This is a genomic window from Burkholderia sp. WTPI3 (assembly GCF_021483755.1).
Taxonomy (GTDB): domain Bacteria; phylum Pseudomonadota; class Gammaproteobacteria; order Burkholderiales; family Burkholderiaceae; genus Burkholderia.
The window spans coordinates 107,727-133,507 of record NZ_JAGIXF010000002.1; the positions used below are offsets into that span (position 1 = coordinate 107,727).

Sequence of the window (25,781 nt, forward strand, 5' to 3'; positions counted from 1 at the left end):
CGGCAAAACGCGCGGTTCGGCACGGGGCATGCGCGGATGAGGCTGGCATTTTGCGTGACGCCGGATGGTGCCGGGCGCTTCCGGCCGGTGGGGCGGCGCCGGCCCGCGTCATGCACCGGCCCGCTGCCGCAGTACTGCGCTCGCGACCTGCGCGGCCCAGGCCGAGCATGCCGCTGCGCCGGGATGGAAGCCGTCGGCGGCCATCAGGTGGCGCTCGAGCGGCAGCGCGACGCGCAGGAACGTGCAGTGAGGCTGCGTCGCGGCCCAATCGGCGAGCGCCGCGTTGAGCCGTTTCGCGCGCAGCCCGAGATACCACGCGAGCGGTTGCGGCAGCGCCGGAAAGCGCTCCATCGGCGGCACCGCCGACAGGATCACGTGCCCCGCCTGAAAGCGTGCCGCGAGCAGCCGCACGAGCTCGGCCTGCTGAGCCTGCCAGCGCGCCGGCGGCACGCCGCCCGTCACGTCGTTGACGCCGAGCGACGTCACCGCCACGTCGAACGGCTCGGCTGGTTCGGTCGCGAGCCAGTCGACGAGTTCCCGCGTGGTGAGGCCCGTGCGCGCGAGCAGCTTCCAGCCGACCCGGTGCGTGGCCGCCAGCGTGCGCGCCAGCTGCCCGGACAGCGCATCGTGCTGCGTCGCCACGCCGACGCCCGCGGCGGCCGAATCGCCGACCACCAGCACGCGCAGCGGCGGGCCGTCGCCGGCGACGCCGTCGCGCGGGCCTGCCGCTTCGGGCAGGCGCGGCGTGACGCGGCGCACGTGGCGCCCCTGGAGGAAAAGCAGCGGGCCGAGGGCGGCGGTGGCGAGCGGGTATCCCATGAAGTCGATCCGGTGGCGTGCATGCGGGCGCGGCGCGGGGGCGCGCCGACGTCCGTGCATTGTGGCCGATCGCGCCGCACTCGGGGCCGGATTGACCGTTCGGATAGGGGACGGAACGGCCCCCTGCCTGCGCGGCCCCGTCCGGCGGCGCTCCCGAAATCCGCGCCGCCGACGTGTTAACATGCGCGTCCTGCCCGTGTGTCCGCCTGCATTTCAGGCCCGCCGCGCGCGGCATCCTCCCGGCGTCCCGCCGTCAACCGCAACATCATCCGCCATCATGTCCGCAGGCCTCAACCCCGCTCAGAACGAAGCGGTGCGCTACCTCGACGGTCCCTGCCTCGTGCTCGCCGGCGCGGGCAGCGGCAAGACCCGCGTGATCACGCAGAAGATCGCGCACCTGATCGAAGCCAAAGGCTTCGAGCCGCGCCACATCGCGGCCGTCACGTTCACGAACAAGGCGGCTGCCGAAATGCGCGAGCGCGTCTCGAAGCTGCTGGAGGGCAAGACGCTCACCACGCCCGGCAAGGAAGGCCGCAAGGTGCCCGTCAACCAGCTCACCGTGTGTACGTTCCACTCGCTCGGCGTGCAGATCCTGCGTCAGGAGGCCGAGCACGTCGGCCTGAAGCCGCAGTTCTCGATCATGGATTCGGACGACTGCTTCGGGATGATCCAGGAGCAGATCGGCACGACCGACAAGGGCCTGATCCGCAAGATCCAGAGCACCATCTCGCTGTGGAAGAACGGCCTGATCATGCCCGAGGAGGCGATGACGATCGCGGCCAACGAGGACGAGCACCAGGCGGCGCTGGTCTACCGCAACTACGTCGCGACGCTGCATGCGTACCAGGCGGTCGACTTCGACGACCTGATCCGCCTGCCGGCCGAGCTGTTCGCGAAGAACGAGCAGGTGCGCGACCGCTGGCAGAACAAGCTGCGCTATCTGCTGATCGACGAATACCAGGACACCAACGCGTGCCAGTACGAGCTGCTGAAGCTGCTTGCCGGCCCGCGCGCCGCGTTCACGGCCGTGGGCGACGATGACCAGGCGATCTACGGATGGCGCGGCGCGACGCTCGAAAACCTCGCGCAGCTCGGCAAGGATTTCCCGAAGCTGCACGTGATCAAGCTCGAGCAGAACTACCGGTCGACGGTGCGGATCCTGACCGCCGCGAACAACGTGATCGCGAACAACCCGAAGCTGTTCGAGAAGAAGCTGTGGTCCGAGCACGGGATGGGCGATTCGATCACCGTCACGCCGTGCAACGACGAGGAGCATGAAGCCGAGTCGGTCGTGTTCCGGCTGTCCGCGCACAAGTTCGAGCGGCGCGCGCAGTTTCGCGACTACGCGATCCTGTATCGCGGCAACTTCCAGGCACGGATCTTCGAGCAGGTGCTGCGACGCGAGCGGATCCCGTACGTGCTGTCGGGCGGCCAGTCGTTCTTCGACAAGGCCGAGATCAAGGATCTGTGCGCATACCTGCGCCTGATCGCGAACGCCGACGACGATCCCGCGTTCATCCGCGCGGTCACGACGCCGCGCCGCGGGATCGGCAACACCACGCTCGAAGCGCTCGGCTCGTTCGCGGGCCAGGCCAAGGTGTCGCTGTTCGAGGCCGTGTACATGGGCGGGATCGAGGCGCGGTTGTCCGCGCGCCAGGTCGAGCCGCTGCGGATGTTCTGCGACTTCATCCAGCGCCTCACCGATCGCGCGGACAAGGAACCCGCGACCGTCGTGCTCGACGACATGATGGAAGCCATCCACTACGAGGCTTACCTGTACGACGCGTTCGACGAACGGCAGGCGCAGTCGAAGTGGCAGAACGTGCTCGAATTCCTCGAGTGGCTCAAGCGCAAGGGCACCAAGCCCGAGACGGAGGCCGTCGACGGCGAGGCCGAAGGTTTCCACAACGCGGACGGGCTGGCGGACACCGGCAAGAACCTGCTTGGCCTGATCCAGACCGTCGCGCTGATGTCGATGCTCGAGGGCAAGGACGAGGATCCGGACGCCGTGCGGCTGTCGACCGTCCATGCGTCGAAGGGGCTCGAATATCCGCACGTGTTCCTGGTCGGCGTCGAGGAGGGCATCATGCCGCACCGCGGCGGCAGCGAGGACGACGGCCCGATCGACAGCGAGCGGATCGAGGAGGAGCGCCGGCTGATGTACGTCGCGATCACGCGCGCGCAGCGCAGCCTGCACCTGAACTGGTGCAAGAAGCGCAAGCGGGCGCGCGAGACGGTCGTGTGCGAGCCGTCGCGCTTCATCCCGGAGATGGGGCTCGACGAAGCGCCGCCGCCCACGCCGGAAGAGGCGCCGATGACGCCGAAGGATCGGCTCGCGAGCCTGAAGGCGCTGCTGCAGAAGTGACGCGGCTTGCCGCGGCGGCCTGACGTCCGGTCGACTCGCCGCCAAAACAAAACCCCCGCGATGCGCGTGCACCGCGGGGGTTTTTTCTGGCCGGTGAGTCGGCGGGCGTTACTTCGCAGCGTTGACCATGTAGTCGACGGCCGCCTTCACGTCGGCGTCGGACGCGTTCGACCCGCCCTTCGGCGGCATCGCGCCCTTGCCGTGCAGCGCATAGTTGTAGATGGTGTCCATCGGATCCTTCAGGCGCGGCGCCCAGTCATCCTTGCTGCCGAACTTCGGCGCGCCGAGCACGCCGGCTGCGTGACATGCCTGGCACACCTGCGTGTACAGCGCCTTGCCGGCCGATGCGGCGTCGGCGCTGGTCGGCGCGGCCGCAGGCGTTTCGCCGGCTTTCGGAATCGCGGCGATCGCGGCCATCGCGGCGGCGGCTTGCGCGTTCGATGCATCGGCGCCCGATGCGCCTGCTGCGCCCGATGCTCCGCCTGCCGCCGGCGCTGCATTCGCGGCCGGTGCGGCCGGTTCGGGGAAGTTCGCGCCGTCGTTGTTCGCCATGTAGACGATCGCGCGGGCGATTTCATAGTCGCTGACGTCGTCGGGGCTCGTGCCGCCGCGCGGCGGCATCGCGCCCTTGCCGGACAGCGCCGTTTTCAGCAGCGTGTCGAAGCCCTGCGCGATGCGCGGCGCCCAGTCATCCTTGTTCCCGAACTTTGGCGCACCCGCGGCGCCCGTGCCGTGACATGTCACGCAGACCGCCTTGTAGACCTCCTCGCCGGTCTTGTACGTGCGCGGCGCATTGGCGTCCTTCACGGTGACCTGTGCGATCGGCGCGATACGTGCGGCGACCTGTTCGTCGGATAGCGCATCCGTGCCGGCGCCCGAACGGAACGCATGGTTGGCATAGTTGGCAAAGAGGACGATCAGGGCGATCGGAATCGCGAACGACGCGATGATGACGGCAATCAACTGCCCGGGAGTTTTGACGGGAGATTCGTGGGGTGCTTCGCTCATGCTTGCCTCGTCTCCGTGAATAGGAATTGTGAGCGCGGTGCAACGGCAAATGGCAATCCAATGAAGCACGGTCGATTATAGACGGAACGTTTACATCACGGCGAGCGGCGCGATGGCGCGTGTTTACCCGCACGAATGGCGCACTGGCAGGGATTCGGCGGGAAGGTGGACGCGTCATGGGAAACCGGGTATCCTTGCCGTCTTGCCAATGGTGGGCGGCCGGTTTATTGGGGTCGTTTCACTGTCACAGGCGCCCGTAGCTCAATGGATAGAGTACTGCCCTCCGAAGGCAGGGGTTGCTGGTTCGATCCCAGCCGGGCGCGCCAAGCCTATCAAGGCTCTCAGCAGTTTCCTTCCCTCGTCGGACAGTCTCATTGCAGCTAAATTGCAGCTAGCCTCGGCGTCGGCTCGGCCGTCAGCGGCGTGACCCACTGCGCCAGGTGATCCGCCGACAGGTGCGCATACCGCTGCACCATCTCGAACGTCTCCCAACCTCCCAGCTCCTTCAGCACCTGCAGCGGCGTGCCGCGTTGCACGTGCCAGCTCGCCCAGGTGTGGCGCAGATCGTGCCACCGGAAGTCACGGATCCCGGCCCGCTTCAACGCCTTGCGCCAGGCTTCGGTCACGGTCTGGTTGACCGGCCGGCCGTGGTAGACGAACACGCTGTCGACGTACTCGGGCGCACGCTTCTTTGCGCGCTGGCGCAGCAGCACCGCGATCGCCGTATCGGACAGCGGCACCGTGATCGCCTTCTTCGCCTTCGCCTGGTCCGGATGGATCCAGGCGACCCGCCGCACGATGTCGACCTGCGACCACTGCAGCCCGGTCACGTTCGAACGACGCAGGCCGGTCTCGAGGGCGAACCGCGCCATCTCGGCCAGGTGATCCGGCAGCTCGGCGAGCAGCCGCTCGGCCTGGGGCTGCGTCAGCCAGCGGATCCGCTTCGCGGCGCTCTTCGTTCGCTTCATCACCGGCGCGCGGTCGAGCCATTCCCACGCGACGGCCGCATTCAACACCGCCATCAGCACGCCGATCACGCGCCTCACCGTGCCCGCACTGGCGGTCTGGTCGGTGACGATGACGCGGTGCTTGGTGCGGATGACTTTCGGTTCCCTCCTCTTCGCCAGGGCGATCGCGTCGATGCGATCGCGGTTGATGTCGGCCAGGGCCACGCCCGACAGGTGCTGGTCGAGCCAGCGCAGATGGGTCTTCGACGTCGCCAGGCTCGAGAGCCCTTCGCGGTCGCTGACGTACCGCACGACGGCATCGTTCCAGGTGTAGCGCGGCCGCACGCCGAGCTTCGCCTGGTTCCACAGCTCGACCTTCAGCCGGTCGTGGAATTCTTCGGCCTGCGCTTTGTTGCTGGTGCCAGTGCTGCCTTGTAGTGGCGTTCCGCCGCCAGGGGGGTACAGCTTGTATTGCCAGTTGGGGCTGGTCTTCCGTTTGTAGAGCGACATGATTCAACTTCTCCAGGACGTTCGCCCTGCACAACTCGCGGGATCCATTCTCCGGCGAGGTAACGCTCAAGGGCAATCGTCGAAAACATCCAGCGCTTCCCGACCTTGCGGCCTGGTACATCGCCGGCCTTCGCTTTCAGGCGCACCGTTTCGGGGTGGGCGCCGAGCAGCGCGGCGGCCTGAGCCAGGTCGATCGTGTTCATCGGGGCACCGTTTTCGAGCTGATGACCTGCGGCGGAATTTTGTAGCCAGTCAGGCAGTGAGTCTCGCGTCGATATTATCGGAATCCAGCCAGGCTCGACGGACCGTGGCCGGAGGTTGGTAGCGATGAGCGCTGTGGGGCCGGCGCTCGTTATAGAACTGCCGCCAGCGCTCGATGAGCACCTTGGCCTCGGCGCGGCTGCGGAACCATTCGCGGTTTAGCAATTCGTCTCGCAGTTTGCCGTTGAAGCTTTCGACGAATCCGTTTTGCCATGGACTGCCAGGCGCAACGAAGGCCGGACCGATTGCAGCGTCTCGCAGCCAACGCATGACCTTGGCAGCGGTAAATTCGGCGCCGTTGTCCGACCGAACAAACGCGGGCTTGCCGTACAGCCGCATGAGTCGCGATAGCGTCAAGATCACGTCCTGCGACCGCAGGCTGGCGCCAACCTCGATCGCCAGACACTCGCGGGTGTATTCATCGATCACGCATAGCATCTTCAAGGCCCGGCCATCCACTAGTTGATCGTGCACGAAGTCATAGCTCCAAACCGAATTGGGCTGTGTGGCGCCTGGCAGGCGTATGTCGTCGCCGCAACGACGTCGGCGAGGACGTCGGCGCGGAATGTTGAGCTGAAGGGCTCGCCACATTCGCCGCACGCGCGATTCGCTCAACGCCAGCCAGGCCGACATCCGGCGATAGCCGAAGCGCGGCACCTCTTGCGCGGCCGCCATCAGCCTCTCGCCCAAACTCCGATCCTTCTCCGGTTGCTTGAGCGTATAGGTCGCCACTCGGCGGCTCAGTCCCAGGTAGCGACATGCCTTGCGTTGCGAGAGCCCCCGCCGAGTCAGGACTTCCAGCGCTTCGCGCCGGCCCGTCGGGGTGATCATTTTTTTCGGCTGAACTCCTTCAGGCCGTCGATTACCAGCATCTGCTCGGCGATCAGGCGCTTGAGCCGATCGTTCTCCGATTCCAGCTCCTTGAGCCGACGAGCGTCAGCCACGTCCATCCCGCCGAACTTGTTGCGCCAACGATAGAACGTCTGTTCCGAAATGTTGTGGCGCTTGCATAGATCCTTCACCGGCTCATCCCGGCTCTCGGCCTCGCGCAAAATGCGGATGATCTGCTCGTCGGTAAATCGCTTCTTCATCGAGTCCTCCTTGTCCATAGGATAAAAGAGAACTCACTTGCCGGATGGCTACAAGAAACGTCTCAGGTCACTGACGCGGGGGAGGCACACGCAGAACAACTCGTGGATTGATGGCAAGCGCGTTTTTTCAAACATAAGCGATTGATTTTTAAAGATTTCGGTGTGCCACTAGTGCCATCAAAAACACGTGGCACCCCCTTCTGACTCGTGGCCTAAAAAATAGGCAGCGTCCGCGACTAGTGGCAAAACGCGCCCGACTAGTGGCACGCCTTTCCGGCTGATTTCCCGCCCTTCTACGTATTCTTTCTTCTTCTTTTTCAATAATTTAGAGAGAGAGAAGAAAGGGTCGGCGGGCAATCGGCGGAAAAACAGACTCGTGGCAAAAACGGCCCGACTCGTGGCAAAAACGGGGTGACTCATGGCGGCACTCGCTTCCAGAATCAAGGACTTACGAGCGACACCCCCCGAAAACCACGAGTTATCTGCGCTGCCACCGCCTTCCCCGCGTGAAAAACAGCCTTGCTGGCCCCCCTTCTCTAAGGGCAGCGCCGTTCGCCGGCTGTTTCCACTCGCGGGGGGTACGGGGGGAAGCGGGAAAATCGGCGGTCGGGCGATCGCGCGCGCCGATTGCTGCGCGCATCGGCGCACGCACCGGAAACCTGAATACAGGGCCGCTGCGCGGCCGGAAAAAGGCGAGTAAGGCGCACGGCCGCGTTGCGGCCGCGAGGGCGTAGAAGCGATCACGCAGCCTCCATGCTGTCGCGCAGAAGAAGCCGCCAGGCACTACGGTGCCCGGCGGCTTTTTTTTCGCCCGTGCCCGTGCGCGCGGCATGCAGGGTCAGGAGGGCGTAGGGCGGCTAGACGCCGGTGTGAGGTTCGCCCCTGCGCCCGAGCGCGGCGGGCCCGTGACGGGCCTGCTGACGCGCGACAGGGGGCATTTTAGGGCCGGGTCGGGCTGGATGAGGCAGGCGCGGACCCGGCGCGCGCAGTTGTAGCCCCTCCCCACCTGCCCGCCAAAACGAGCGGTTTTTATGCACGCATGCACATGCCGCACGAGCCCGACCAGCACGGGCCGCGCCGCGGCTGACTCGCCGATACGGCTATGCACTTTTATGCGCATTGATTATGCAACCCCCGCTTTCTGCGTTTGCCCGGGATACTGTGGGGGATCCGGAGCCCCGTGGCGATGAGGCGAAAGCCTGAATGTGCACGGTAGCGATACACTGACGTGGTCACTGAAGGCACGTTAGATCAACAACGGTGTCCAAAGGGCGCTACGGAAGAACGACACAAAAAATGCGATGGGGATAGCATGAAAATATCAAAGGTTGAAATACGAAGATACCGGGCGTTTGATAGACAAGTGACAATTCCACTTAAGGACTTTACTGTCGTTACCGGACCTAATAACCTGGGAAAATCAACTGTCCTTAGTGCGTTGGAAGTATTTTTTTCGCATTTCGAGACGGGGCGGGCTAGGAGATTTGGATCGTATTCGTATGAAATTGATTATCCGAAGCGATATCAAGGTAGGTCGGGGAGGCGTTGGCCGACAGAAATCAAAGTCGAAATGGACATTGATGACCAGGATATAGCACTGATACAAGAGGACGCCGATCAGGGACCTGATCCGACAATTTCAGTCGCAATAAAATTCGAATGGCACGATATCAGTAAATCATTTCGCCCTAGTTATTATCTGACAGGAGTGCCAAAGGGGCTCGAAAAGCGGCTTTTCAACTGGTTGTCCGAGCACGTTCGATACGTCTACATTTCAGCCGAGCGTGGCGTAACGAATTTTCGCCGAACGATATATGATGAAGTTGTATCTGGCGCGTTGGCGCGGATCAGTCGTAGTAAGCAACGCCTTCAGGCGTTGGAGAGGCTCTTCGAGGATGTGAAGGCAGAAATTGCGGTTGTCGAGGAAGAGCTCGTCGAAGAATTGCGCCAATATCTCCCATCCGTAAGGGAAATGAATTTTTCCATTGAGGATTGGAGTCTTGAGCGTCTAGTTTCAGTTAGTGACGTGATTGTAGATGATGGTGCAAAAACTCTACTTCGTCATAAGGGTGACGGATTCAAGAGCCTTTTCTCTATGTCACTTTTGCAATATGTTGCAAGGCAAAAGAGCACAAGGAATTTGATATTTGCAATTGAAGAGCCAGAGGCGCATCTTCATTCATCGGCTATCTATGAAATTAAGGGCGCACTTCGCAATTTGTCGTCTGATTTTCAAGTGCTGTGTACTACGCACTCCCCGATTTTGATCCAGAGGGATGATATTAGGGCAAACGTGATCGTAGAGAGTTCGGGAGGGGAAGGGGATTTTTATTCGACGGCGCGAGCGGCTGGCAGGCTTGAGGATATTCGGAAATCGCTCGGTATAAAGCCGCACGAAAACATGACGACGGCGGAAGTGGTGATTGTGGTTGAAGGGGCGAGCGAGGAAACAGTACTGCCTTCCGTTCTGGGACGAATATCGGCGGCGCTGGCTACGGCGTTTGCGTCAGGGCGTGTCAAGGTGCTGTCTGCCGGGGGCGCGGCCAATATTCCTGCAGTAGTGCGGGCGCTCGCGCGAGACGCCGCCACGTGTCTAGTGTTCATTGATGGAGATGATGAAGGACGGGCCGCGGCGAAACGCGTAAGCGAATCGGGGCACATGCTTCGTGAAGACGTCTTCGAGGTGGCTGCCCGCCCGGACTGTCCCGACACGGAGTTTGAAGACTTGTTCGCGCCGGAGATATATCTCAATGCAGTTTCACAGACTGTTGCCTTCGACATTACAACTGAAGAATTTCACGACGCGCAGCGGCGAAGCGGAGGGAGAGGTCGGAGATGTGCGAAATGGTCTGTCGTCATGGAGCGGATATTGGACGCTCAAGGTATGAAGTGGGACGCATTGTCGGACGACGTGAAGTCAGCAGTCGCAGCGGCCGTTGCCGAACATGCCAGAACATGCCGCCTCGAAGAGGTGAACTGGGGACGTGGACTGGCGGGCAAGGTAGCGCGCTACCTCAGTGAAGTGGTAGAGGCGTGACGGACGTAATTCACGAGTTCATAGTCGACACGGCCCCGTCCCCGCCGGCGGGGGTATGGTATCGCCCGTAGGGCGCCTCGGTTGTTAGAAATAGCAATGCTCATCGGTGGCCCAATGGCCGGATAGGGGCGGAGGGGCGTGCTCGGCTTGGGAAGATTGCCGGCGCCGAGTGCGGATGCAAAAATGGCCGCGGAATCGCGGCCATTTTGTAGGTCCCGATGGGTATTATCGAGACAGATTCGCAATGCGTTTCAGGCTGACTCGACCGTAAAGGTCAGCGTCAAATTCCCGTCGAAGCGCGGCATAGGCTTCATCGTTCGCCTCGACCGATTCAGCCTCGGGCGCAGGCATTGTGGGACTGATGAAGGGGCTAACTTGTTCGTGGCGCAGCAATTCCATGAACTCTTCGGATGTGACAAACCTAGGTTCGGTCATGGTGGGCTCACTCGTGCGTCAGTTAGATTGTCGTGCAAAATATCGCGGATTCAGGTCCGCGCGGAAGTAATGTTTTCGCTTGATCCAAACAAGCCCCTCCGAGCGCGTGATTACGGCGACGTCGACTGGACCGCCAACCGACTGCGTGCGTTGGGTCACCTTTTCCTTCAACGATTCTAGCACGACCAAAGTCTCTGCCAACTCGGCCATTTCGCTGGGCGGGAGCCCCGAAATAACGGAATTGAGGGGCGCACGGTGCGAATTCCACGTTTGCCAGGTCCAGGCCTGCGAGAAGTCGTGCTTTGCCTGCTCAATGCGCTGAGGCATGTCGGCCGCCACGGCCGGGTCGAGATTCAGCCCGGCCATCAAACCTATCGCATGTGTCGTAAAGAGGTTGGTGACGGTGTTGAAGACTTCCGGCGCAAAGCCGGACATGAAGGTCTGCACCATCGATTTCTTCGCGAACGCATCGATATGCGCGTCGATGTTGTGGTCGATCGACTTGGAAGAATATTCGTCTGCAATAAGCTTATCTAAGAGAAATCCGTAATACCTTGTTTCGATGTATGAGGGTAAATACTCTTTTTCGCCATACCCTGCCACAACAATCCCAGAGTATTGGCCGTCAAAGTGCCAATGGTAGAAGCGATACAGCGATTCGATGACGACATCGGCAAAGGCGTCGGCGTCGACGATAGTCGCTAGATGGTGATGTAAGCCAGGCGCGCCGAGATAATCCGCAATTTCGTGGGCCAACCACGCCCGCTGAGCTGTTTTCGCACCGACCACATCAGCTTCGGTGAAATGGGTTCCGAGCGCCGTTGCTGCGTTCAATGCGACTTCGGTCTCCATGAACGTACGCATCGCTGCCTGCAGCACATCAGGCGGCCCGCTTTGTGTCAGGGCGGGGTACACCGTGAGAGCTTTGTCGAGCAGTCTCAAGAAACCACCAGCTGCTAACTGGCGGAAATGCTTCTCGCGATGAGCCGGTGGGAATAGAGCGGTGTGATCGCGAATATAGTTCACTAACGACGTCGCGTAGTCCGAAAGCGTGTCGCGCGGGTTGCCGACTTCGCTACGAAACGATTTGATTACCAATTCCCACGGAACATCTTGCAGATCAGCCGCGTTGTACAGCATGACTCCGACTGGAGCAGCTTTTGCGAGCTGGAAAATCTTGTTGGCCCCCGTCGCAAAAGTATGTTGTTGTGCGCCGCCAGCGAGCGATGTGAACGTTACTGCGCTGTCCGCTGCGAGAGCGACAGCGAGGCGATTCAGAACGGCAACTTCACAGGTCATTGCGATCCCCGTTTGCTTGTTGTTTGTCGGGATAGTCTACTGGCTCGCCCCTGTGCCTGGTGAATATTCAATTCGCTGCCTGCTCGACCACGGGCGCGGTTAGGCGAGTGCAGCTAAATTGCAGCTTGGACGAGCTGGATTGGCCTTGATTGACCTCGTGTAGCCTTGGTTTTGCAGTTTGCGAGTTGCGTAAGGCTTTGATTTAAAAGAAAGTGCTTCGCGTCGGCAAAGCTCCGAAGGCAGGGGTTGCTGGTTCGATCCCAGCCGGGCGCGCCAAATTGCCTGATTCCAGGCGTCGTATTACCCGAATCGTTTCCTGAAGTGCCCGCAGTACAGCGTTGCGTAATCGGTCGAGTCCGCATGGCTTCCCGGCGCGGCGCAGTCACGTCGATGCAATGGCGTATCGGCGGCAGCCGGCCGTTTCCTGCATGACTGCCCCGCCGCGCCGTTATGCGAGAATCCCCCGCAACGACAACTCAAGCGTCGATCGCGGCGGCCGTCCGCGCATCGCGCCGACTTCCGATGGCAGCCATTCCGTCCTCTCCGACCGCCGGCGACGCCTGCGTGCCGACCGACGCGCAGCAGGCGCTGCTCGCGCGCCTGCAAGCCTATTCCCCCGATGACCGGAATGCCGCGCTGCCGTACAGCCGGCGCCTTGCCGACGCGGAAGGCTGGACGCATGCGCACGCGTTCGCCGTGATCGACGAATACAAGCGCTTCGCGTTCCTTGCTCAGGCGGCCGGGCATCCCGTCACGCCGTCGGTCGCGGTGGATGCCGCGTGGCATTTCCACCTGCAATACACGGTCGAATACTGGGACGTGTTCTGTGCCGGCGTGTTGCAGGCGCGGCTGCATCATATGCCCGGCACCGGCGCGCCGGACGAGGCTGTCGTGTACGAGCAGCGCTATCGCGACACGCTCGACAGCTATCGTCGGCTGTTCGGCTGCGAGCCGCCCGAATCGATCTGGCCTCGCCCCGCGCGTTCGCGCGTCGAGGCCGAACCAGTGCCTGCGGGCAGCAGGCCGGCCGCAGGCGCGCCGGACGAGCGCGAGGCTGCGGCGGCACCCGTGCCCGTGGCGCGCAGAAGCTGGCGCAACCGGCTGTCGAAGCTGCTGTGGCCTGCGGCTGTCGCAAGCGTCGCCGCGACCGCTGCATCGGCGCAGGACTTCGATGTGCTGAACTACACGGGGCCGCGGTTTCTCGCGTTCTATATACCGGCCTGCATCGTCGCGCTGCTGTTGATCGTCGGCCTGCAGCAGATCGAATACCGTTGCCGGCGCAGGGGCGTATTCACGCGCGAAGCGATGCCGGACCTGACTGCCGAGCAACTCGCCTATATCGCGGGTGACGCGTCGCGGGTCGTGCAGGTCATGACGCTGTCGCTGATCCAGACAGGCGCGATCGACCTGCGGATGGCCGGACGGCTGGGCGCGCGTGTACAGATCGGCGATCCGGCCCGCGCCGGTGGATATGCGGACGAGTGCGAATGGCTGGCCGCGCAACCGGGCGGCGAGGCGAGCTTCGGCGCGTTTCGTCAGTTGCTGGCGCGCCGCGTGGGCGAGTATGCGGACGCGATGCGCCGGCGCGGCTGGTCGTGGGCACCTGGCGAGATGCGCACGGCGCGGCTGGCTGCGCGCGCGATCGTGCTGGTCGTGCTGGGCACGGGCATCGCGAAACTCGCGGTCGGGCTCAGTCGCGGGCGACCGGTTTTGCTGCTCGGCATCAGCATGGCTGTGTTCGCGATCGCCTATCGCGTTATCGCGCGGCGCATGACGGGTTTCGGGCGCGGCGGCTTGTCGGTCGGCGGGCAGGCGACGCTCGCCGCGCACCGGAATGATCGCCGGGACGAGCGCAATACGCCGGACGACCTGCTGTGGGCCACCGCGCTGTTCGGTGCGGGCGCGCTGGCCGGCACCGCGTGGGCGATGCATGCGAGCGCGTTGATGGAGCCGCCGCCGATGATGGTCGCGGCGGCGCGCATGGGCGGATCGACCGGGGCGTCGGTCGGCAGCGGCTCGAGCGACTTCGGGTCGAGTTGCTCGTCGTCGAGTTCATGCAGCTCGAGCTCGTGCAGTTCGAGCAGTTGCGGCGGGTGTTCGTCGAGTAGTTGAACGCGCTTCGCGTTGTGCCGTGCCATCGGCGTGTACTGGATCGACGGACAAAAAAATGCCCGCGCGAACGCGGGCATGAGTCGAACGAGCACGCCCTCACTTCGGCGTGTAGTGCTTGTTGTCCGTGGATACGGCTTCGCGGGCGCCGTTACAGGCGCGCCATGTGGTGATATTCGCTGACGGCCTGCACACGTCCCATGGCCGCGTGATATTCGTCGGCGAGTTCGCGCTGCGCGAGATGGGCTTCGGCAAAAATGCGCTCGTTGCTGGCCTGAATGCGGCGCATCGCGGCGAGACCTTCCGGCGGCTGGTTCGCCGTCATCGCCATGAGCAGCGGCGAGCGGACTTCCGCGAGACGCGCGGCTTCCGCCCAGTCGGCCATCGACGCTGCGTGTTCGATGGCGTCGGTGAGCGCGTTCAGCCGCCCGATCAGTTCGTGCTGTTCCATTTGTCCGCCTCGTACGCGCTGCTTACTTGTTGTTCGACAATGCGCCGGCGCTGTTCGTGCCGCCGAACAACTGCGTCAGGTATTGCGAATTGTTGTTCATCGTCGCCATCAGCGTGTTCAGCGCGGTGAATTGCGCCTGGTACTGGTTCGTCAGCTGAGTCGTGTAGTCCGCCAGATTCGACTGCTGTTGCGCGATGCTCTTCAGGTCGGCGTTGAGCGCGGAGGTCCGCACGTCGATCAGGCCGCCCGTCTGGGTGAATTGGGTGATGGCCGTCGACATTTGCGCGCCGATGCCGTTTGTCGAGTTGAACAGTGCGGCGACGCCCGCCGCGTTGTTCTGCAGCGCGGTATTGAGCTTGGTGCTGTCGGCCTGCAGCGTGCCGTCGGCCTGCAGCGTGATGCCGATCGACGACAGCGTCAGCGTCGAGTTGCCGCTCTTCACGCCGGTCGTGACGAGCGATGCGAGCGTGTTCTTGATCGTGTTCAACGTCGAGTCGCCGAGTAGCGGGCCCTGCGTAGTCGCGCCGGACGTGAACTGGGTGAGCGTGCCCATCGTCGTGACGAGGGTGTTGTACAGGCTCACGAAATTGTTGATCGCCGTGGCTTGTGACTTCGTGTCGGGCGCGATCGTCAGGGTCTGCGCCTGCGCGTCGCCGACCGCGGCGGACGTCAGGTTCAGCGTGACGCCGGCGATCGCGGTATTGACCGTGTTGGTCGCGCTCGTTGCGCCGATGCCGTTGATCGAGAATGCGGCATCCTGCCCGGGCGTGCTCTGTGACCATGCGGCATTGGTGTTGGCGGACGTGTAGGTCGACGGACCGCCGTTCTGGCCGGGGGCGGACGTGACGCCGAGATTCGACAGTCCGGCGTCCCCGCTCAGATTGCTGACTGCGACGCTGATCGTGTTGGCCGCGCCGGTCGACGCCGAACTCAGCACCAGGTGGGCGCCGTCGGTGCCGGTGACGACCGTGGCGGTGATGCCGGGGTTGCCCGATGCGCCGTTGATCGCCGCCGCGATGCCGGCCACCGTGTTGTTCGAGCTGTCGATGTTGACGGAAAACGACTGGTTGCCGAGCGACAGGGCCAGCGTGCCGCTGCCGAGGCCCTTGGTCGGGTCGGTGAAGCCGACCGACGACAGTGCCTGCGCGGATGCGACCCGGCTCACGTTCACGGTGTAGGTGCCGGCGACCGCGCCCTGGCCGGCCGTCGCGGTGAGGCCGTTGCCGCTTGGCGTCGCGGTGAAGGTGCTCTGCAGCGTGCCGTTGGTGAGCGTCGCGAGGCCGGCCTGCAGCGCGCTCAATGCGGCCGACAGCGTGCCGTACGCGGAAATCTGGGTGTTGTCGGAGGTTTGCTGCGTGGTCAGCGCGGATGTCTGGCCTGCCGTTTTCGCGTTCACGAGCGCCGTCACGAGGGAGTTGACGTCCATCGTCGTGTTGCCGGTCGAGCCGCTGATGATCGACTGCGCGGCTTGCTGAAGCGCGCTGTCCGCGCTGGCGCTGGACGTACTGGTGTTGACGGTGGACATATGATGGCTCCGTGCCCCGGATGAGCGATGCGTATGTGGTTATCGAACGCGTAGTGCGAGAAGGCCTGCGGTGTTGCGATTCGGTTGATTCCGGCCCGTACAGGCCAAAGCGCCCGGGGCGCCGCGCGTTGCTTTGCGCGAGGCCCCGGGCGTGACAGCGGAAAGCGATATTACTGCAGGAGCTTCAGGACCTGCTGCGGCAGCGAGTTCGCTTGCGCGAGCACCGAGATACCGGCCTGCTGCAGCACCTGTGCCTTGCTCAGGTTCGCGGTTTCCTGCGCGAAGTTCGCGTCCTGGATTTGCGATTGGGCTTGCGACAGGTTGGTCGACTGCGTTTGCTGCGTCGTGCTGATCGCGGTGAAGCGGTTTTGCGCGGCGCCGAGGTTTGCCTGCAGGTTGTTGACGGCTGCCAGCGCGTTGTCGATCGACTCCATCGCGAGGTTTGCGCCTGCGGTCGAGCTGATGTCGATGCTTGCGACCGTGCCCGGCTTGTTCGCTGCGTTGATCGAGGCGGTGGTGCCGGTGACGCTTGCCAGGTTCGACGGAACGGCATAGGCGGTGCCGCCAGTCAGCGCGTTAGCGAGTCCCAGCGTGTCACCGAAGCCGGCGTTGGCGGATTCCGTGAACAGCGAACCAATGCCGGTCGCGTCGCCGGCCTGGGCAGGCGTGGCCTCTTGCGAGATGTCCGCGCCATTCGAGCCGATCAGGAAGCCGCCGTTGCCGTCCGCGTAGATTTGCAGCGACGTGATGGCCGGCGTGCCGCTGCCGGTGTAGGCCGTGCCGTCTGCGTTCAGGCTCAGGCCGGTCAGTTCGCCGAGCTTCGTGCCGCTCGTCGCGAGATCCGCCGTCGCGGTTGCCTTGCTCGTTGCGCTCAGTGCAGCAATGTTCTGCGTCGCGCCTGCAAGGCTTGCAGCCTGAGACTGCGTGTTCGACGTTGCTGCGAGGGCACCTTGCGGCGACAGCGTCAGCGGTGCCGGCGTAGTCGCATTGCCGGTCGTGCTCGCGCCGAACAGGTTCGAGACGGCGCCGCTCTTCAGTGCCTGATTGTTTTGATCCGTGAACTGGAAGCCACCGTTGCCGTCGGCGATCACGTTGATCTGGGTGATCGCTGCCGTGCCCGAGCCGGTATAAGCGGTGCCGTCGCTGTTCAGAGCGATGCCGGTGTACGATCCCAGCGTCGAGCCTTGGGTCGCGACGCCGCTGCCGAGCGACGCAGCCGACAGGCTTTGCGACAGGTTCAGGTTGATCGTCTGGCCAACGTTCGCGCCGACCTGGAAGCTGATGTTGCCGGCCGAACCGTCGAGCAGGTTCTTGCCGTTGTAGTTCGTCTGCGAAGCGATACGGTTCACTTCCGAGATCTGCTGTGCGACTTCGGTCTGCAGTGCCTGCTGGTCGCTTTGCGACAGCGAGCCGCTCGAGGATTGCACCGCCAGCTGGCGGATACGCTGCAGGCTCGACGTGATCTGCGACAGGCCGCTCGATGCGGTCTGGATCATCGACACGCCGTCGTTCGCGTTCGACACGCCCTGGTTCAGGCCGTTGATCTGCGTTTGCATGCGGGTCGCGATTGCGAGGCCTGCCGCGTCGTCGGCCGCGCTGTTGATGCGCTTGCCCGAGGACAGGCGGGTGATTGCCTGCGACAGGGCGTTTTGCGAGCCGTTGAGGTTCTGCTGTGCAACCAGCGAGTTGATGTTGCTATTGATTCCGAGCATGGAAATTCTCCTGTTTAAGCCGAAAGCCCTGGAAAGCCGTTTTGGCATCGGCGGAAGCACTCGTTCATTGCTGGCCGCCTCAGAGCAGGATTTCGGCGGCCCAAAACAAAACTTGAGGGCACCGTTGTCATTCGGCCCGATTTTTTGTCGTTCTTTGTCATTTCGACCGGACCCGACACGGCGCCGGATAAAAACGGGGGCGGAATGGCTCGGCTACGATGTGGCGCGGATGCGCACGTGCAATCGACAAAAGGATGGTTTTGTCTGTGATTCTCTGCTATGATGGCGGGCTGAATTGAGATTTTCTGTCACGCCTATGCCGTTACGGCATTCCTGCTGGCAGTCAAACGCGGCGCTGCACGCGGCTTGTGAAGCGTACTCGCGGTGCTTTCCGCCTCTCATTTCCGGCCTCCGAGGCCGTATTTCCGCTCGTTTCGCCTGTTGTGGGAACGCCCGGATGGCCGGTGCGTGGCGCTTGGCCGCTACGTTTTTGACCGTTTAAGCAATTTAGGAACGACATGACGACGATTCTTCTGAAAGAAAACGAGCCGTTCGAAGTGGCGATTCGCCGCTTTCGCCGTGCTATCGAAAAAAATGGCCTGATCGCTGAACTGCGCGAACGCCAGTCCTACGAAAAGCCGACCGCAGTCCGCAAGCGCAAGAAGGCAGCAGCCGTCAAGCGCCTGCACAAGCGCCTGCGCAGCCAGATGCTGCCGAAGAAGCTCCACTAAGAGCGTCTCCGGTTCGCCGCGAAACGGCGGAGTGTGCTTCGAAAGAAGCCGCTCCGCCGTTTTGCTTTTTGGCGCCGGTTTGGCGGTTTCGACCGGCGGTCCGGGCCGCCGGTCGCCTCGCTCAGAAGTCGATTTTCGCGTTCAGGCTCACCGTGCGCGGATCGCCCGGCTTCACATAATCGGCGTACTGGTATTCCCAGTAGCGGCGGTTCAACGCGTTGTCGATCGATGCGCGCAGCGTCACGTCGTGGCGGCCGATGCGCGTCAGGTAGCGCGCGCCTGCGTTGACGACGAGGAAGCCGGGCGCGTCGAGCCCGCCCGCCGCGCGTAGCGGCGTCGCGCCGGTGAATTTCGCGTCGATGCCGAGCGTCAGGCCCGGAACGCCCGGCACTGCATATCCGAGGTCGCCCGCGAGCACGAAGCGCGGTGCGCCCGCGACGCGGTTGCCGTTGTTGCCGATCCCGTTCGCATACCACGCGTCGAGCAGCATCGCGTCGACGCCGGCGTGCCAGCGCGCGCCGAGTTTCGCGCGCGCGCCGAATTCGATCCCCTGGATCACCGATTCTCCATCCTGCACGTACACGTTCGCGGCGTTCGCATATTCGGCGCTGCGCTCGACGCGGAACAGCGCGGCCGTCGCGCTCCAGCGCGCATGCTCGCTCTTGATCCCCAGTTCGTACTGCTTGCTGCGCAGCGGCTTGAGAGTCTGGCCGGCGTTGGCGTAAACGTCGTTCACGCGGCTGCCGGGCTCGAGCGATTCGGCGTAGCTCGCGTATGCGGTAGTGGTCGGCGCGAGCTTGACCATCACCGCGAAGGTGGGCGTCATGACGCCGTTCTGGCTGTAGCCGGGATCCTCGGCACCGCTCGACTCGAACGAGCGCTGCTCGTAGTTCATGTAGCGCACGCCGGCGAGTACCGACCAGCGCTCGGTGAGTTGCACGGTGTCGCTCGCGAACAGCGATTTTTGCGTGATCTCGCTCGTGCGGTACTGGACGAAGCCGTGCGGGCTCTCGTAGCGGTACGGGTTCGGCGAGTAGAGATTGCCCGTGCCGAGCGGCACGTACACGCTGTTTGCCGAATAGTCGTTCGTCTGTTTCTGCCATGACGCGCCGAGCACGATCTGATGGCTGAACGGGCCGGTGCGTACCTTGCCCTCGACCATCGCGCGCCACTGGCTGAAGCGGTTGTCCTCCAGCCCGGCATAACGGCTGTCCGAGTAGTCGCCGGCCGCATTCTCCAGGGACAGCGTGCTTTCGTTGCGGTCACGCGTCGACCGGCTGTAGCTGTACGCGACGTCGAGCTGCCAGTCGGGCGCAAGCTGGTACTGCAGCCCGGCCGTGTAGAGCTGCAGGTTCGTGTTCAGGTACTGGTCCTTGCCGCCGAGATTCGGCGTGCCGCCGCTGATCGTCGCGGGCAGCGCGCCGCCCGGATAGCCGCCGACGAAGATCGACGGCGTTTGGCCCGACGCGCGGCGCTCCTGATACAGCGCGCCGAACGTTACCGACAGGTCGCGCGTGAGGTTCGCCTGCAGCGCGAGCGACACGCTGTCGCGGCGAATGTTGCCGTCGTTGTACGTCTTGCCTTCCTCGTGCGTTGCGTTCAGCCGTGCGCCGAACATGTTGTCCGGCCCGAAGCGCTGGCCGAGATCGACGTGCTCGGTCCATACGGCGGTGCTGCGATAGCCGACATCGATGCTGCGCACGGGTTCGGCGGTGGGCTGCTTCGTCACGTAGTTGACGACGCCGCCAGGCGTCACGAAGCCATAGAGGAAGCCGCCGAGCCCTTTCAGCAGTTCGACGCGCTCGAGTTGCTCGTACGGCATCGTGACGCCGTACGAGATGAACGGCAGCCCGTCGATCTTGTAGCCGTTCTGCCAGTCGAGCTGCATCCCGCGCACGGTCACGTAGTTGGCCCACGCGCTGTATGCACCGCTGTTGTCGGACACGGCCGCATCGTTCGCGAACACGTCGCCGAGCTTGTACGGCTGACGTGCCTCGAGTTCTTCGGACGTCACGATGGTCGTCGAGAACGGCGTGTCGAGCTGGCGGCGCGCGCCCAGCGCGCCGGCCGACAGCTCGTCGGTCAGGTGCTGAGGCGAATCGTGTGCGGCCGTGATGTTGAGGGCCGGCAGCAGCGCGGCATCTCCGGGCGAATCGTCCGCGTGCGCGAGCGACGCGGCGAAGCAGGCGAGGACGGCCGCCATGCGGCGCGGGCGAACGGGAGGGCAGGCGAGGCAGGCGGTCATGGGAAGTTAATAAAAATGCGATTAAGAATCATTCGCGTTGCGTTAAAATGTCGCGCATCGTATCAAAACTCGCGTCACGCGCAACAATTCCATACCGCACGCAAGGACTTCCGGCCACGCATCGTCACGGCGGGACGGTTGTCGCGGCGCCTTACAGCCAATGACCTGCATCACGTCGATTCGGAGCCGCCGTTCGCGCCGGCCCGCCTTTCTTTCGCGGAGCGCGCGATGAATGCGCTCCTGCGACCGTTCCTCGTTCGCCTGCACCGCTGGTTCGGCCTGGCGATCGCGCTGCTCCTGTTCGTCGCGGGCCTCACCGGTGCGCTGATCGCCTGGGATCACGAACTCGACGCCGCGCTGAACCCGGATTTCTACGTCGCGCGCAGCGATGTCGCACCGCTGACGCCGCTCGCGCTCGCGGCGCGCATCGAAGCTGCCGATCCGCGCGTCCAGGTGACCTACCTGCCGCTGGCGACCGAGCCGGGACACACGCTGCAGGCGGGCGTGATGCCGCGCGCCGATTCGAAGACCGGCCGGTTGCCCGTGCTCGACTTCAACCAGATCGCGGTCGATCCCGCGACGGGCGCCGTGCAGGCGCGCCGCGAATGGGGCGCGCTGTCGCTCGCGCGGCTCGATCTGATGCCGTTCATCTACCGGCTGCACTATTCGCTGTTTCTGCCCATGTATGGCGGGATCAACTTCGGGTTCTGGGTGATGGGCATGGTCGGCATCGTCTGGGCGCTCGACAGCCTGATCGCGCTGGTGCTTGCGTTTCCGAGCCCGAAGAGCTGGCGCAAGTCGTTCGCGTTTCGCGTGCGGCGCGGCGGTTATCCGCTCGTGTTCGACCTGCACCGCTCGGGTGGCGTCTGGGTGTGGGGGCTGCTGCTGGTCGTTGCGGTCACATCGATCTCGATGAATCTCGCCGTCCCGGTCGTGCGTCCGCTCGTGTCGCTGGTTTCACCGCTTGCCGAGACGCCGTACACGAATCCCGAGCATTTTCCGCCGGCCCCGCTGGGCAGTCAGGTGCTGCCGCGTGAGCGGATCGTCGAACTCGCGCGCTCGGCCGGACGCGAAGCCGGGATCGCCGCACCGCCTGGCGCGCTGCTGTTCGCGCCGGCGATGAATGTTTACGCGGTCGGGTTCTTTACGCCCGGCAACGATCACGGCGACGTCGGGCTCGGCAACGCGTGGCTCTACTGGGATGCGGTGACCGGCAAGCCCGTTGCCGCACAGGTGCCGGGTCGCGGCTCGGCCGGCGACCTGTTCATGCAGGCGCAGTTTCCGCTGCACTCGGGGCGGATAGCCGGCGTGGCGGGCCGTATTGCGGTGAGTGTGCTCGGCATCGTCATCGCGATGCTCAGCGTGACGGGTATCTGTATCTGGGTGAAGAAGCGCAGCGCACGGGGGCGGGCGGCGCGCAGCGTGCGTGCGGGCAGCCGCGCCGACGTCGTCACGCGTGACGCGCCCGGCGACAGGCCCGGTCGCGACGGGGCGCGGGCGACTGCCGATGCCCGGCGGGTCGCCGATCCGGCGGGCCGATAAGGCCTCGCCGCTTTCAGCCCGCGTTGCGGCGCCGTGCCGACTGCTTGCCGCCGAGCGCCGCGCATTGCGCGTGGCACGGGCAGCCGACCTCGTGGTCATTGACCATCCCGGTAGCCTGCATCAGCGCATAGCAGATCGTCGAGCCGACGAACTTGCAGCCGTACGCCTTCAGCGCCTTGCTGAGCGCATCGGACTCGACGGTCGACGCGGGGGCGTCGCGATACGATTCCCACGCGTTCTGGATCGGCGTATGGTCGACGAACGACCACAGGAATTGCGCGAGCGACCCGTGCTCGTCGCGAATGCGCTGCACGGCCCGCGCATTGGTCACCGTGGATTCGACTTTCGCGCGGTTGCGCACGATACCGGGATTCTCGAGCAGTTTCTCGATGCGCTTCGGCGTGAAGCGTGCGACCGCGTCGACGTCGAAGTCCGCGAATGCTTCGCGATAGCCGGCTCGCTTGTTCAGGATCGTCGACCATGACAACCCCGCCTGCGCACCCTCCAGAATCAGCATTTCGAACAGATGGCGGTCGTCATGCGACGGCACGCCCCACTCGGTATCGTGATAGTGAGCATCCGCTTCCGTCTTCACCCAATTGCACCGCTGCGACATCGTCAGCCTCGTTCCAGTGTCGATTCGATCGCGTCAGCATAGCGGAAGCCCCCTGCACGGGATAGCTGGCGAACGGCAGATGGGCGCGCGGTGCCGATCCGGTTAAGCTTGGCGCCTGTTCGAATCAGCGGGGTCAAGGCATGACGGCATTACTTTTTGCGATCGGGGTCGACGGCGGCGGCACGGGCACCCGCGTGGTACTGGCCGATCGGCACGGGAAAGAGCTCGCGCAGGGGCGTGGCGGTCCGTCGGGCCTTGGTCTCGGCATCGAGCGCGCGTGGGCATCGATCGGCGCGGCCTGTGCCGACGCGTTCGGGCGCGCGGGATTCGCGTTCGACTGGTCGCAGTGCGCGCTCGGCTGCGGGCTCGCGGGCGTCAACAATGCCGCGTGGCTCGCCGCGTTCCGCGCGCAGGCGCCGCTCGGCGCGCTCGCGATCGAGAGCGACGCCTATACGACCGTCGTCGGCGCGCACGGCGGCGCGCCGGGGCTCATCGTCGCGCTCGGCACGGGCAGCATCGCGGCGTCGCTCGATGCAACGGGCACCTGCCGCATCTCGGGCGGCTTCGGCTTTCCGTCCGGCGACGAGGCGAGCGGCGCATGGCTCGGCATGCGCGCGCTCGCGTACGCGCAGCAGGCGCTCGACGGTCGCGTGCCGCGCGACGCGTTCGCCGACGCGCTGCTCGCGGAGACGGGCGCGCACGACCGCGACGCACTCGTCCAGTGGTCGTGCGATGCGAGTCAGACGATCTACGCGAGCCTTGCGCCGATCGTGCTTGCACACCGCACACATCCTTTTGCTGCCGCGCTGATCGCACAGGCCGGCGACGAGATCGGCAAGATGATCGATGCCCTCGATCCGCATCAGGCGCTGCCGGTCGCGCTGTGCGGCGGGCTGGCCGACGCGCTCGCGCCGGCGGTACCGGCGCGCTATGCCGCCCGGCTGTGCGCACCGATCGCGGACTCCGCACACGGTGCATTGCGGCTCGCGCTGCGGGCGTTGAAAGAAGCCGAAGCGGGCTGAACGAAAAAACGCCAGCCTTGCCGGTGAAGGGTGAAGGGTGAATCCCGGCACACCGTCCCCATTCCCCAACCGCCCGACGCGCCTCCGGGCGCGACGTTAAAATGACGGTTCCGCAGAATCCTGCGCGCCTTTTAGCCCGCCCGCCATGTACAAAGTCATCGCCACCGATCTCGACGGCACCCTGCTGAACAGCGACCACCAGCTCGATCCGTACACGATCGAGACCGTTCGCCGGCTCGACCGCGACGGCCTGCAGTTCGTGATCGCGACGGGGCGCCATTACGCGGACGTCGCCGGCATCCGCGACGTGCTGGGCATTCGGCCGTACCTGATCACGTCGAACGGCGCGCGCGTGCATGCGCCGGACGACACGGCGATCCATGCGCAGGACATCGATCCGGCGATCGTCCGCGGCCTCGTGCAGCCGGGCGTGGTCGGCGCGCACGGGCGCGTGATCGTCAACCTGTTCACCGACCGCGGCTGGCTGATCGATCGCGACGCGCCGCACCTGCTCGAATTCCACCAGGATTCGGGTTTTCAGTACGACGTGATCGACATGGCCGCGCACGACGGCGCCGATATCGCGAAGGTACTGTATATCGGCGAGCCGGCCGATCTGGCGGTAGTCGCCGAGCAGATGCGCGTGCAGTTCGGCGATGCGCTGTACGTTACGTACTCGCTGCCCGACTGCCTCGAAGTGATGACCGCGAACGTGTCGAAGGGCCGTGCGCTGCGCGCGGTGCTCGAGCGGCTCGGCGTCGACGCCGGCCACTGCATCGCGTTCGGCGATAACATGAACGACATCGATCTGCTCGAAACCGCCGGTCACGCGTTCATGATGAACAACGCGAATCCCGATCTGATCGCCCACCTGCCGCACATCCCGCGCATCGGCAACAACTTCGACGCGGGCGTCGCCCGGCACCTGCGCACGCTGTTCTCGCTCGAGGACACCCTCGGCGGCGTCGCCGCTTCCTGAACGGAAATGAAAAACGGGCGCCCATGGCGCCCGTCGAAATGACCTGCCTCGATATTGTTGGACAGCGTGAGGCTCGCTGCTCTGCTCGCGTGACCCCGTAGTGTTTTATTCGCTTGTGCGAGCGGATGCGGGCAACAGGTCGACGGTATCGTCGCGCCCGGCGACCAGCGGGTAAATGATCCCGGCGAGCACCGCGCCGATCAGCGGCGCGACCCAGAACAGCCAGAGCTGGCCGATCGCATCGCCGCCGACGAACAGCGCCGGGCCGGTCGAGCGGGCCGGGTTCACCGACGTGTTGGTGACCGGAATCGAGATCAGGTGGATCAGCGTCAGGCACAGCCCGATCGCGATCGGCGCGAAACCGGCCGGCACACCGCGCTTGTCGGTCGCACCGAGAATCACGAACAGGAAGAAGCCCGTCATCACGACTTCGCAGATGAACGCCGCGCCGAGCGAGTAGTTGCCGGGCGAGCGATCGCCGAAGCCGTTCGTCGCAAAACCGCTGCCGACGACGTCGAAGCCCGGCTTGCCGGAAGCAATCAGATACAGGACGAACGCGCCGATCGTGGCGCCGACGACTTGCGCGACGATGTACGGTGCGAGATCGCGTGCCGGGAAGCGGCCGGCGACCGTCAGGCCGACGCTCACGGCGGGATTCAAATGGCAACCCGAAATATGGCCGATCGCGAATGCCATCGTCAGCACGGTCAGGCCGAATGCAAGGGCGACACCGGCAAAACCGATACCGAGGCCCGGAAAGGCGGCAGCCAGCACGGCGCTTCCGCACCCGCCGAGCACCAGCCAGAACGTGCCGAATACCTCTGCAGCCAGACGCTGAGAAAGATTCATGTAAGGACCTCGTTCAAGTGGATTGATGACAATCGGACGACGCGCTGAATAATCCCGTCGCCCGGAATTGGTCTGGATTATAGGAAATGAATCGGCTCGGCGAGGGTCAACGATTGTTAAATTTGAATGACTGACGAATGGCTCTTATTAGAATAAGTCCGCATTCTCGATATAGTTGAATTGGTTAAAGATGATGGTATTAATTTCGAAGGGCAGCGCGTCAGTGCA

21 protein-coding genes and 1 tRNA gene are annotated in these 25,781 nt (G+C 64.1%); 9 read left to right on the top strand and 13 right to left on the bottom strand.

Annotated features, from left to right (window positions below; genetic code table 11):
* Window positions 1–108: 108 nt before the first annotated feature.
* Entirely contained in the window at window positions 109–819 is a 711-nt protein-coding gene (locus J7024_RS01835) for an SGNH/GDSL hydrolase family protein (RefSeq protein WP_124828808.1), read from the bottom strand.
* Between the two features lie 277 nt (window positions 820–1,096).
* Between J7024_RS01835 and J7024_RS01840 the strand changes: the two genes are divergently transcribed.
* Window positions 1,097–3,184, top strand: a complete 2,088-nt coding sequence (locus J7024_RS01840) for a UvrD-helicase domain-containing protein (RefSeq protein WP_175751699.1) — start codon at window positions 1,097–1,099, stop codon at window positions 3,182–3,184.
* A 108-nt stretch (window positions 3,185–3,292) separates the two neighbouring features.
* Here the strand turns inward: J7024_RS01840 and J7024_RS01845 are convergent, their stop codons facing one another.
* Window positions 3,293–4,192, bottom strand: a complete 900-nt coding sequence (locus J7024_RS01845) for a c-type cytochrome (RefSeq protein WP_124828806.1) — start codon at window positions 4,190–4,192, stop codon at window positions 3,293–3,295.
* A 250-nt stretch (window positions 4,193–4,442) separates the two neighbouring features.
* Between J7024_RS01845 and J7024_RS01850 the strand changes: the two genes are divergently transcribed.
* A tRNA-Arg gene (locus tag J7024_RS01850) sits at window positions 4,443–4,518 on the top strand.
* Window positions 4,519–4,572: 54 nt separating this feature from the next.
* Here the strand turns inward: J7024_RS01850 and J7024_RS01855 are convergent.
* From J7024_RS01855 to J7024_RS01865, 3 genes are all read right to left on the bottom strand, one after another.
* On the bottom strand, window positions 4,573–5,604 hold the full coding sequence (locus tag J7024_RS01855; RefSeq protein ID WP_268837713.1) for a tyrosine-type recombinase/integrase: 1,032 nt from the start codon (window positions 5,602–5,604) through the stop codon (window positions 4,573–4,575).
* Window positions 5,517–5,852, bottom strand: a complete 336-nt coding sequence (locus J7024_RS01860) for a helix-turn-helix domain-containing protein (RefSeq protein WP_234744756.1) — start codon at window positions 5,850–5,852, stop codon at window positions 5,517–5,519. Before J7024_RS01860 ends, J7024_RS01855 begins: the two co-directional genes overlap by 88 nt.
* Before the next feature lie 49 nt (window positions 5,853–5,901).
* Window positions 5,902–7,001, bottom strand: a protein-coding gene (locus tag J7024_RS01865; RefSeq protein ID WP_175752763.1) for an IS3 family transposase whose coding sequence is annotated in 2 segments (ribosomal slippage) — window positions 5,902–6,749 and window positions 6,749–7,001 — 1,101 coding nt in all. Because the reading frame shifts where the segments join, the coding sequence is not laid out codon by codon here.
* 1,312 nt (window positions 7,002–8,313) lie between these two features.
* Between J7024_RS01865 and J7024_RS01870 the strand changes: the two genes are divergently transcribed.
* Window positions 8,314–10,038, top strand: coding sequence for an ATP-dependent nuclease (locus J7024_RS01870; RefSeq protein ID WP_234744757.1), 1,725 nt, complete (start codon window positions 8,314–8,316; stop codon window positions 10,036–10,038).
* A gap of 225 nt (window positions 10,039–10,263) precedes the next feature.
* Here the strand turns inward: J7024_RS01870 and J7024_RS01875 are convergent, their stop codons facing one another.
* Complete coding sequence (locus tag J7024_RS01875) at window positions 10,264–10,437, bottom strand: hypothetical protein (protein ID WP_234744758.1); 174 nt, start codon at window positions 10,435–10,437, stop codon at window positions 10,264–10,266.
* A 54-nt stretch (window positions 10,438–10,491) separates the two neighbouring features.
* A complete protein-coding gene (locus J7024_RS01880) occupies window positions 10,492–11,772 on the bottom strand; it encodes a hypothetical protein (RefSeq protein WP_234744759.1) in 1,281 nt (426 codons plus the stop codon).
* 522 nt (window positions 11,773–12,294) lie between these two features.
* On the opposite strand from J7024_RS01880, the gene J7024_RS01885 reads away from it, so the two are divergent.
* The gene (locus tag J7024_RS01885; RefSeq protein ID WP_234744760.1) at window positions 12,295–13,884 is read left to right on the top strand and encodes a TIGR04222 domain-containing membrane protein; all 1,590 of its coding nucleotides are present in this window, start codon (window positions 12,295–12,297) and stop codon (window positions 13,882–13,884) included.
* Between the two features lie 148 nt (window positions 13,885–14,032).
* Here the strand turns inward: J7024_RS01885 and J7024_RS01890 are convergent, their stop codons facing one another.
* From J7024_RS01890 to J7024_RS01900, 3 genes are all read right to left on the bottom strand, one after another.
* Entirely contained in the window at window positions 14,033–14,332 is a 300-nt protein-coding gene (locus J7024_RS01890) for a flagellar protein FliT (protein WP_175751696.1), read from the bottom strand.
* A 22-nt stretch (window positions 14,333–14,354) separates the two neighbouring features.
* Complete coding sequence (gene fliD / locus J7024_RS01895; RefSeq protein WP_124828803.1) at window positions 14,355–15,857, bottom strand: flagellar filament capping protein FliD; 1,503 nt, start codon at window positions 15,855–15,857, stop codon at window positions 14,355–14,357.
* Window positions 15,858–16,027: 170 nt separating this feature from the next.
* The gene (locus J7024_RS01900) at window positions 16,028–17,569 is read right to left on the bottom strand and encodes a flagellin N-terminal helical domain-containing protein (RefSeq protein ID WP_234744761.1); all 1,542 of its coding nucleotides are present in this window, start codon (window positions 17,567–17,569) and stop codon (window positions 16,028–16,030) included.
* On the opposite strand from J7024_RS01900, the gene J7024_RS01905 reads away from it, so the two are divergent.
* Together J7024_RS01905 and rpsU are read left to right on the top strand one after the other, a co-directional pair.
* On the top strand, window positions 17,568–17,852 hold the full coding sequence (locus tag J7024_RS01905) for a hypothetical protein (RefSeq protein ID WP_124828801.1): 285 nt from the start codon (window positions 17,568–17,570) through the stop codon (window positions 17,850–17,852). The two genes, J7024_RS01900 and J7024_RS01905, sit on opposite strands and share 2 nt — an antisense overlap.
* Before the next feature lie 235 nt (window positions 17,853–18,087).
* Window positions 18,088–18,300 carry a 30S ribosomal protein S21 gene (gene rpsU / locus J7024_RS01910; RefSeq protein ID WP_006401410.1) on the top strand — a complete coding sequence of 71 codons (213 nt, stop codon included), beginning with the start codon at window positions 18,088–18,090 and terminating at the stop codon, window positions 18,298–18,300.
* 121 nt (window positions 18,301–18,421) lie between these two features.
* Here rpsU and J7024_RS01915 read toward each other — a convergent pair whose 3' ends face one another.
* Window positions 18,422–20,545, bottom strand: coding sequence for a TonB-dependent siderophore receptor (locus J7024_RS01915; protein ID WP_124828800.1), 2,124 nt, complete (start codon window positions 20,543–20,545; stop codon window positions 18,422–18,424).
* A gap of 228 nt (window positions 20,546–20,773) precedes the next feature.
* Between J7024_RS01915 and J7024_RS01920 the strand changes: the two genes are divergently transcribed.
* Window positions 20,774–22,087 (top strand): PepSY-associated TM helix domain-containing protein, encoded by a 1,314-nt coding sequence (locus J7024_RS01920; RefSeq protein ID WP_233409936.1) that lies wholly within the window; start codon window positions 20,774–20,776, stop codon window positions 22,085–22,087.
* A gap of 13 nt (window positions 22,088–22,100) precedes the next feature.
* On the opposite strand, the gene J7024_RS01925 is transcribed toward J7024_RS01920, so the two are convergent.
* Window positions 22,101–22,703 (bottom strand): DNA-3-methyladenine glycosylase I, encoded by a 603-nt coding sequence (locus J7024_RS01925; protein ID WP_124828799.1) that lies wholly within the window; start codon window positions 22,701–22,703, stop codon window positions 22,101–22,103.
* Window positions 22,704–22,843: 140 nt separating this feature from the next.
* Between J7024_RS01925 and J7024_RS01930 the strand changes: the two genes are divergently transcribed.
* Together J7024_RS01930 and J7024_RS01935 are read left to right on the top strand one after the other, a co-directional pair.
* Window positions 22,844–23,725 (top strand): BadF/BadG/BcrA/BcrD ATPase family protein, encoded by an 882-nt coding sequence (locus J7024_RS01930; protein ID WP_124828798.1) that lies wholly within the window; start codon window positions 22,844–22,846, stop codon window positions 23,723–23,725.
* Between the two features lie 145 nt (window positions 23,726–23,870).
* Window positions 23,871–24,704, top strand: coding sequence for a Cof-type HAD-IIB family hydrolase (locus J7024_RS01935; RefSeq protein WP_124828797.1), 834 nt, complete (start codon window positions 23,871–23,873; stop codon window positions 24,702–24,704).
* Window positions 24,705–24,809: 105 nt separating this feature from the next.
* On the opposite strand, the gene aqpZ is transcribed toward J7024_RS01935, so the two are convergent.
* Window positions 24,810–25,553, bottom strand: a complete 744-nt coding sequence (gene aqpZ, locus J7024_RS01940) for an aquaporin Z (RefSeq protein WP_175770507.1) — start codon at window positions 25,551–25,553, stop codon at window positions 24,810–24,812.
* Window positions 25,554–25,781: the final 228 nt, after the last annotated feature.

What these genes read in the sequence shown, in the direction of transcription:
- J7024_RS01835 (WP_124828808.1), bottom strand. Translation starts at nt 819, where the DNA reads ATGGGATACCCGCTCGCCACCGCCGCCCTCGGCCCGCTGCTTTTCCTC.
- J7024_RS01840 (WP_175751699.1), top strand. Translation starts at nt 1,097, where the DNA reads ATGTCCGCAGGCCTCAACCCCGCTCAGAACGAAGCGGTGCGCTACCTC.
- J7024_RS01845 (WP_124828806.1), bottom strand. Translation starts at nt 4,192, where the DNA reads ATGAGCGAAGCACCCCACGAATCTCCCGTCAAAACTCCCGGGCAGTTG.
- J7024_RS01860 (WP_234744756.1), bottom strand. Translation starts at nt 5,852, where the DNA reads ATGAACACGATCGACCTGGCTCAGGCCGCCGCGCTGCTCGGCGCCCAC.
- J7024_RS01870 (WP_234744757.1), top strand. Translation starts at nt 8,314, where the DNA reads ATGAAAATATCAAAGGTTGAAATACGAAGATACCGGGCGTTTGATAGA.
- J7024_RS01875 (WP_234744758.1), bottom strand. Translation starts at nt 10,437, where the DNA reads ATGGAATTGCTGCGCCACGAACAAGTTAGCCCCTTCATCAGTCCCACA.
- J7024_RS01880 (WP_234744759.1), bottom strand. Translation starts at nt 11,772, where the DNA reads ATGACCTGTGAAGTTGCCGTTCTGAATCGCCTCGCTGTCGCTCTCGCA.
- J7024_RS01885 (WP_234744760.1), top strand. Translation starts at nt 12,295, where the DNA reads ATGGCAGCCATTCCGTCCTCTCCGACCGCCGGCGACGCCTGCGTGCCG.
- J7024_RS01890 (WP_175751696.1), bottom strand. Translation starts at nt 14,332, where the DNA reads ATGGAACAGCACGAACTGATCGGGCGGCTGAACGCGCTCACCGACGCC.
- fliD (WP_124828803.1), bottom strand. Translation starts at nt 15,857, where the DNA reads ATGTCCACCGTCAACACCAGTACGTCCAGCGCCAGCGCGGACAGCGCG.
- J7024_RS01905 (WP_124828801.1), top strand. Translation starts at nt 17,568, where the DNA reads ATGGAAATTCTCCTGTTTAAGCCGAAAGCCCTGGAAAGCCGTTTTGGC.
- J7024_RS01900 (WP_234744761.1), bottom strand. Translation starts at nt 17,569, where the DNA reads ATGCTCGGAATCAATAGCAACATCAACTCGCTGGTTGCACAGCAGAAC.
- rpsU (WP_006401410.1), top strand. Translation starts at nt 18,088, where the DNA reads ATGACGACGATTCTTCTGAAAGAAAACGAGCCGTTCGAAGTGGCGATT.
- J7024_RS01915 (WP_124828800.1), bottom strand. Translation starts at nt 20,545, where the DNA reads ATGACCGCCTGCCTCGCCTGCCCTCCCGTTCGCCCGCGCCGCATGGCG.
- J7024_RS01920 (WP_233409936.1), top strand. Translation starts at nt 20,774, where the DNA reads ATGAATGCGCTCCTGCGACCGTTCCTCGTTCGCCTGCACCGCTGGTTC.
- J7024_RS01925 (WP_124828799.1), bottom strand. Translation starts at nt 22,703, where the DNA reads ATGTCGCAGCGGTGCAATTGGGTGAAGACGGAAGCGGATGCTCACTAT.
- J7024_RS01930 (WP_124828798.1), top strand. Translation starts at nt 22,844, where the DNA reads ATGACGGCATTACTTTTTGCGATCGGGGTCGACGGCGGCGGCACGGGC.
- J7024_RS01935 (WP_124828797.1), top strand. Translation starts at nt 23,871, where the DNA reads ATGTACAAAGTCATCGCCACCGATCTCGACGGCACCCTGCTGAACAGC.
- aqpZ (WP_175770507.1), bottom strand. Translation starts at nt 25,553, where the DNA reads ATGAATCTTTCTCAGCGTCTGGCTGCAGAGGTATTCGGCACGTTCTGG.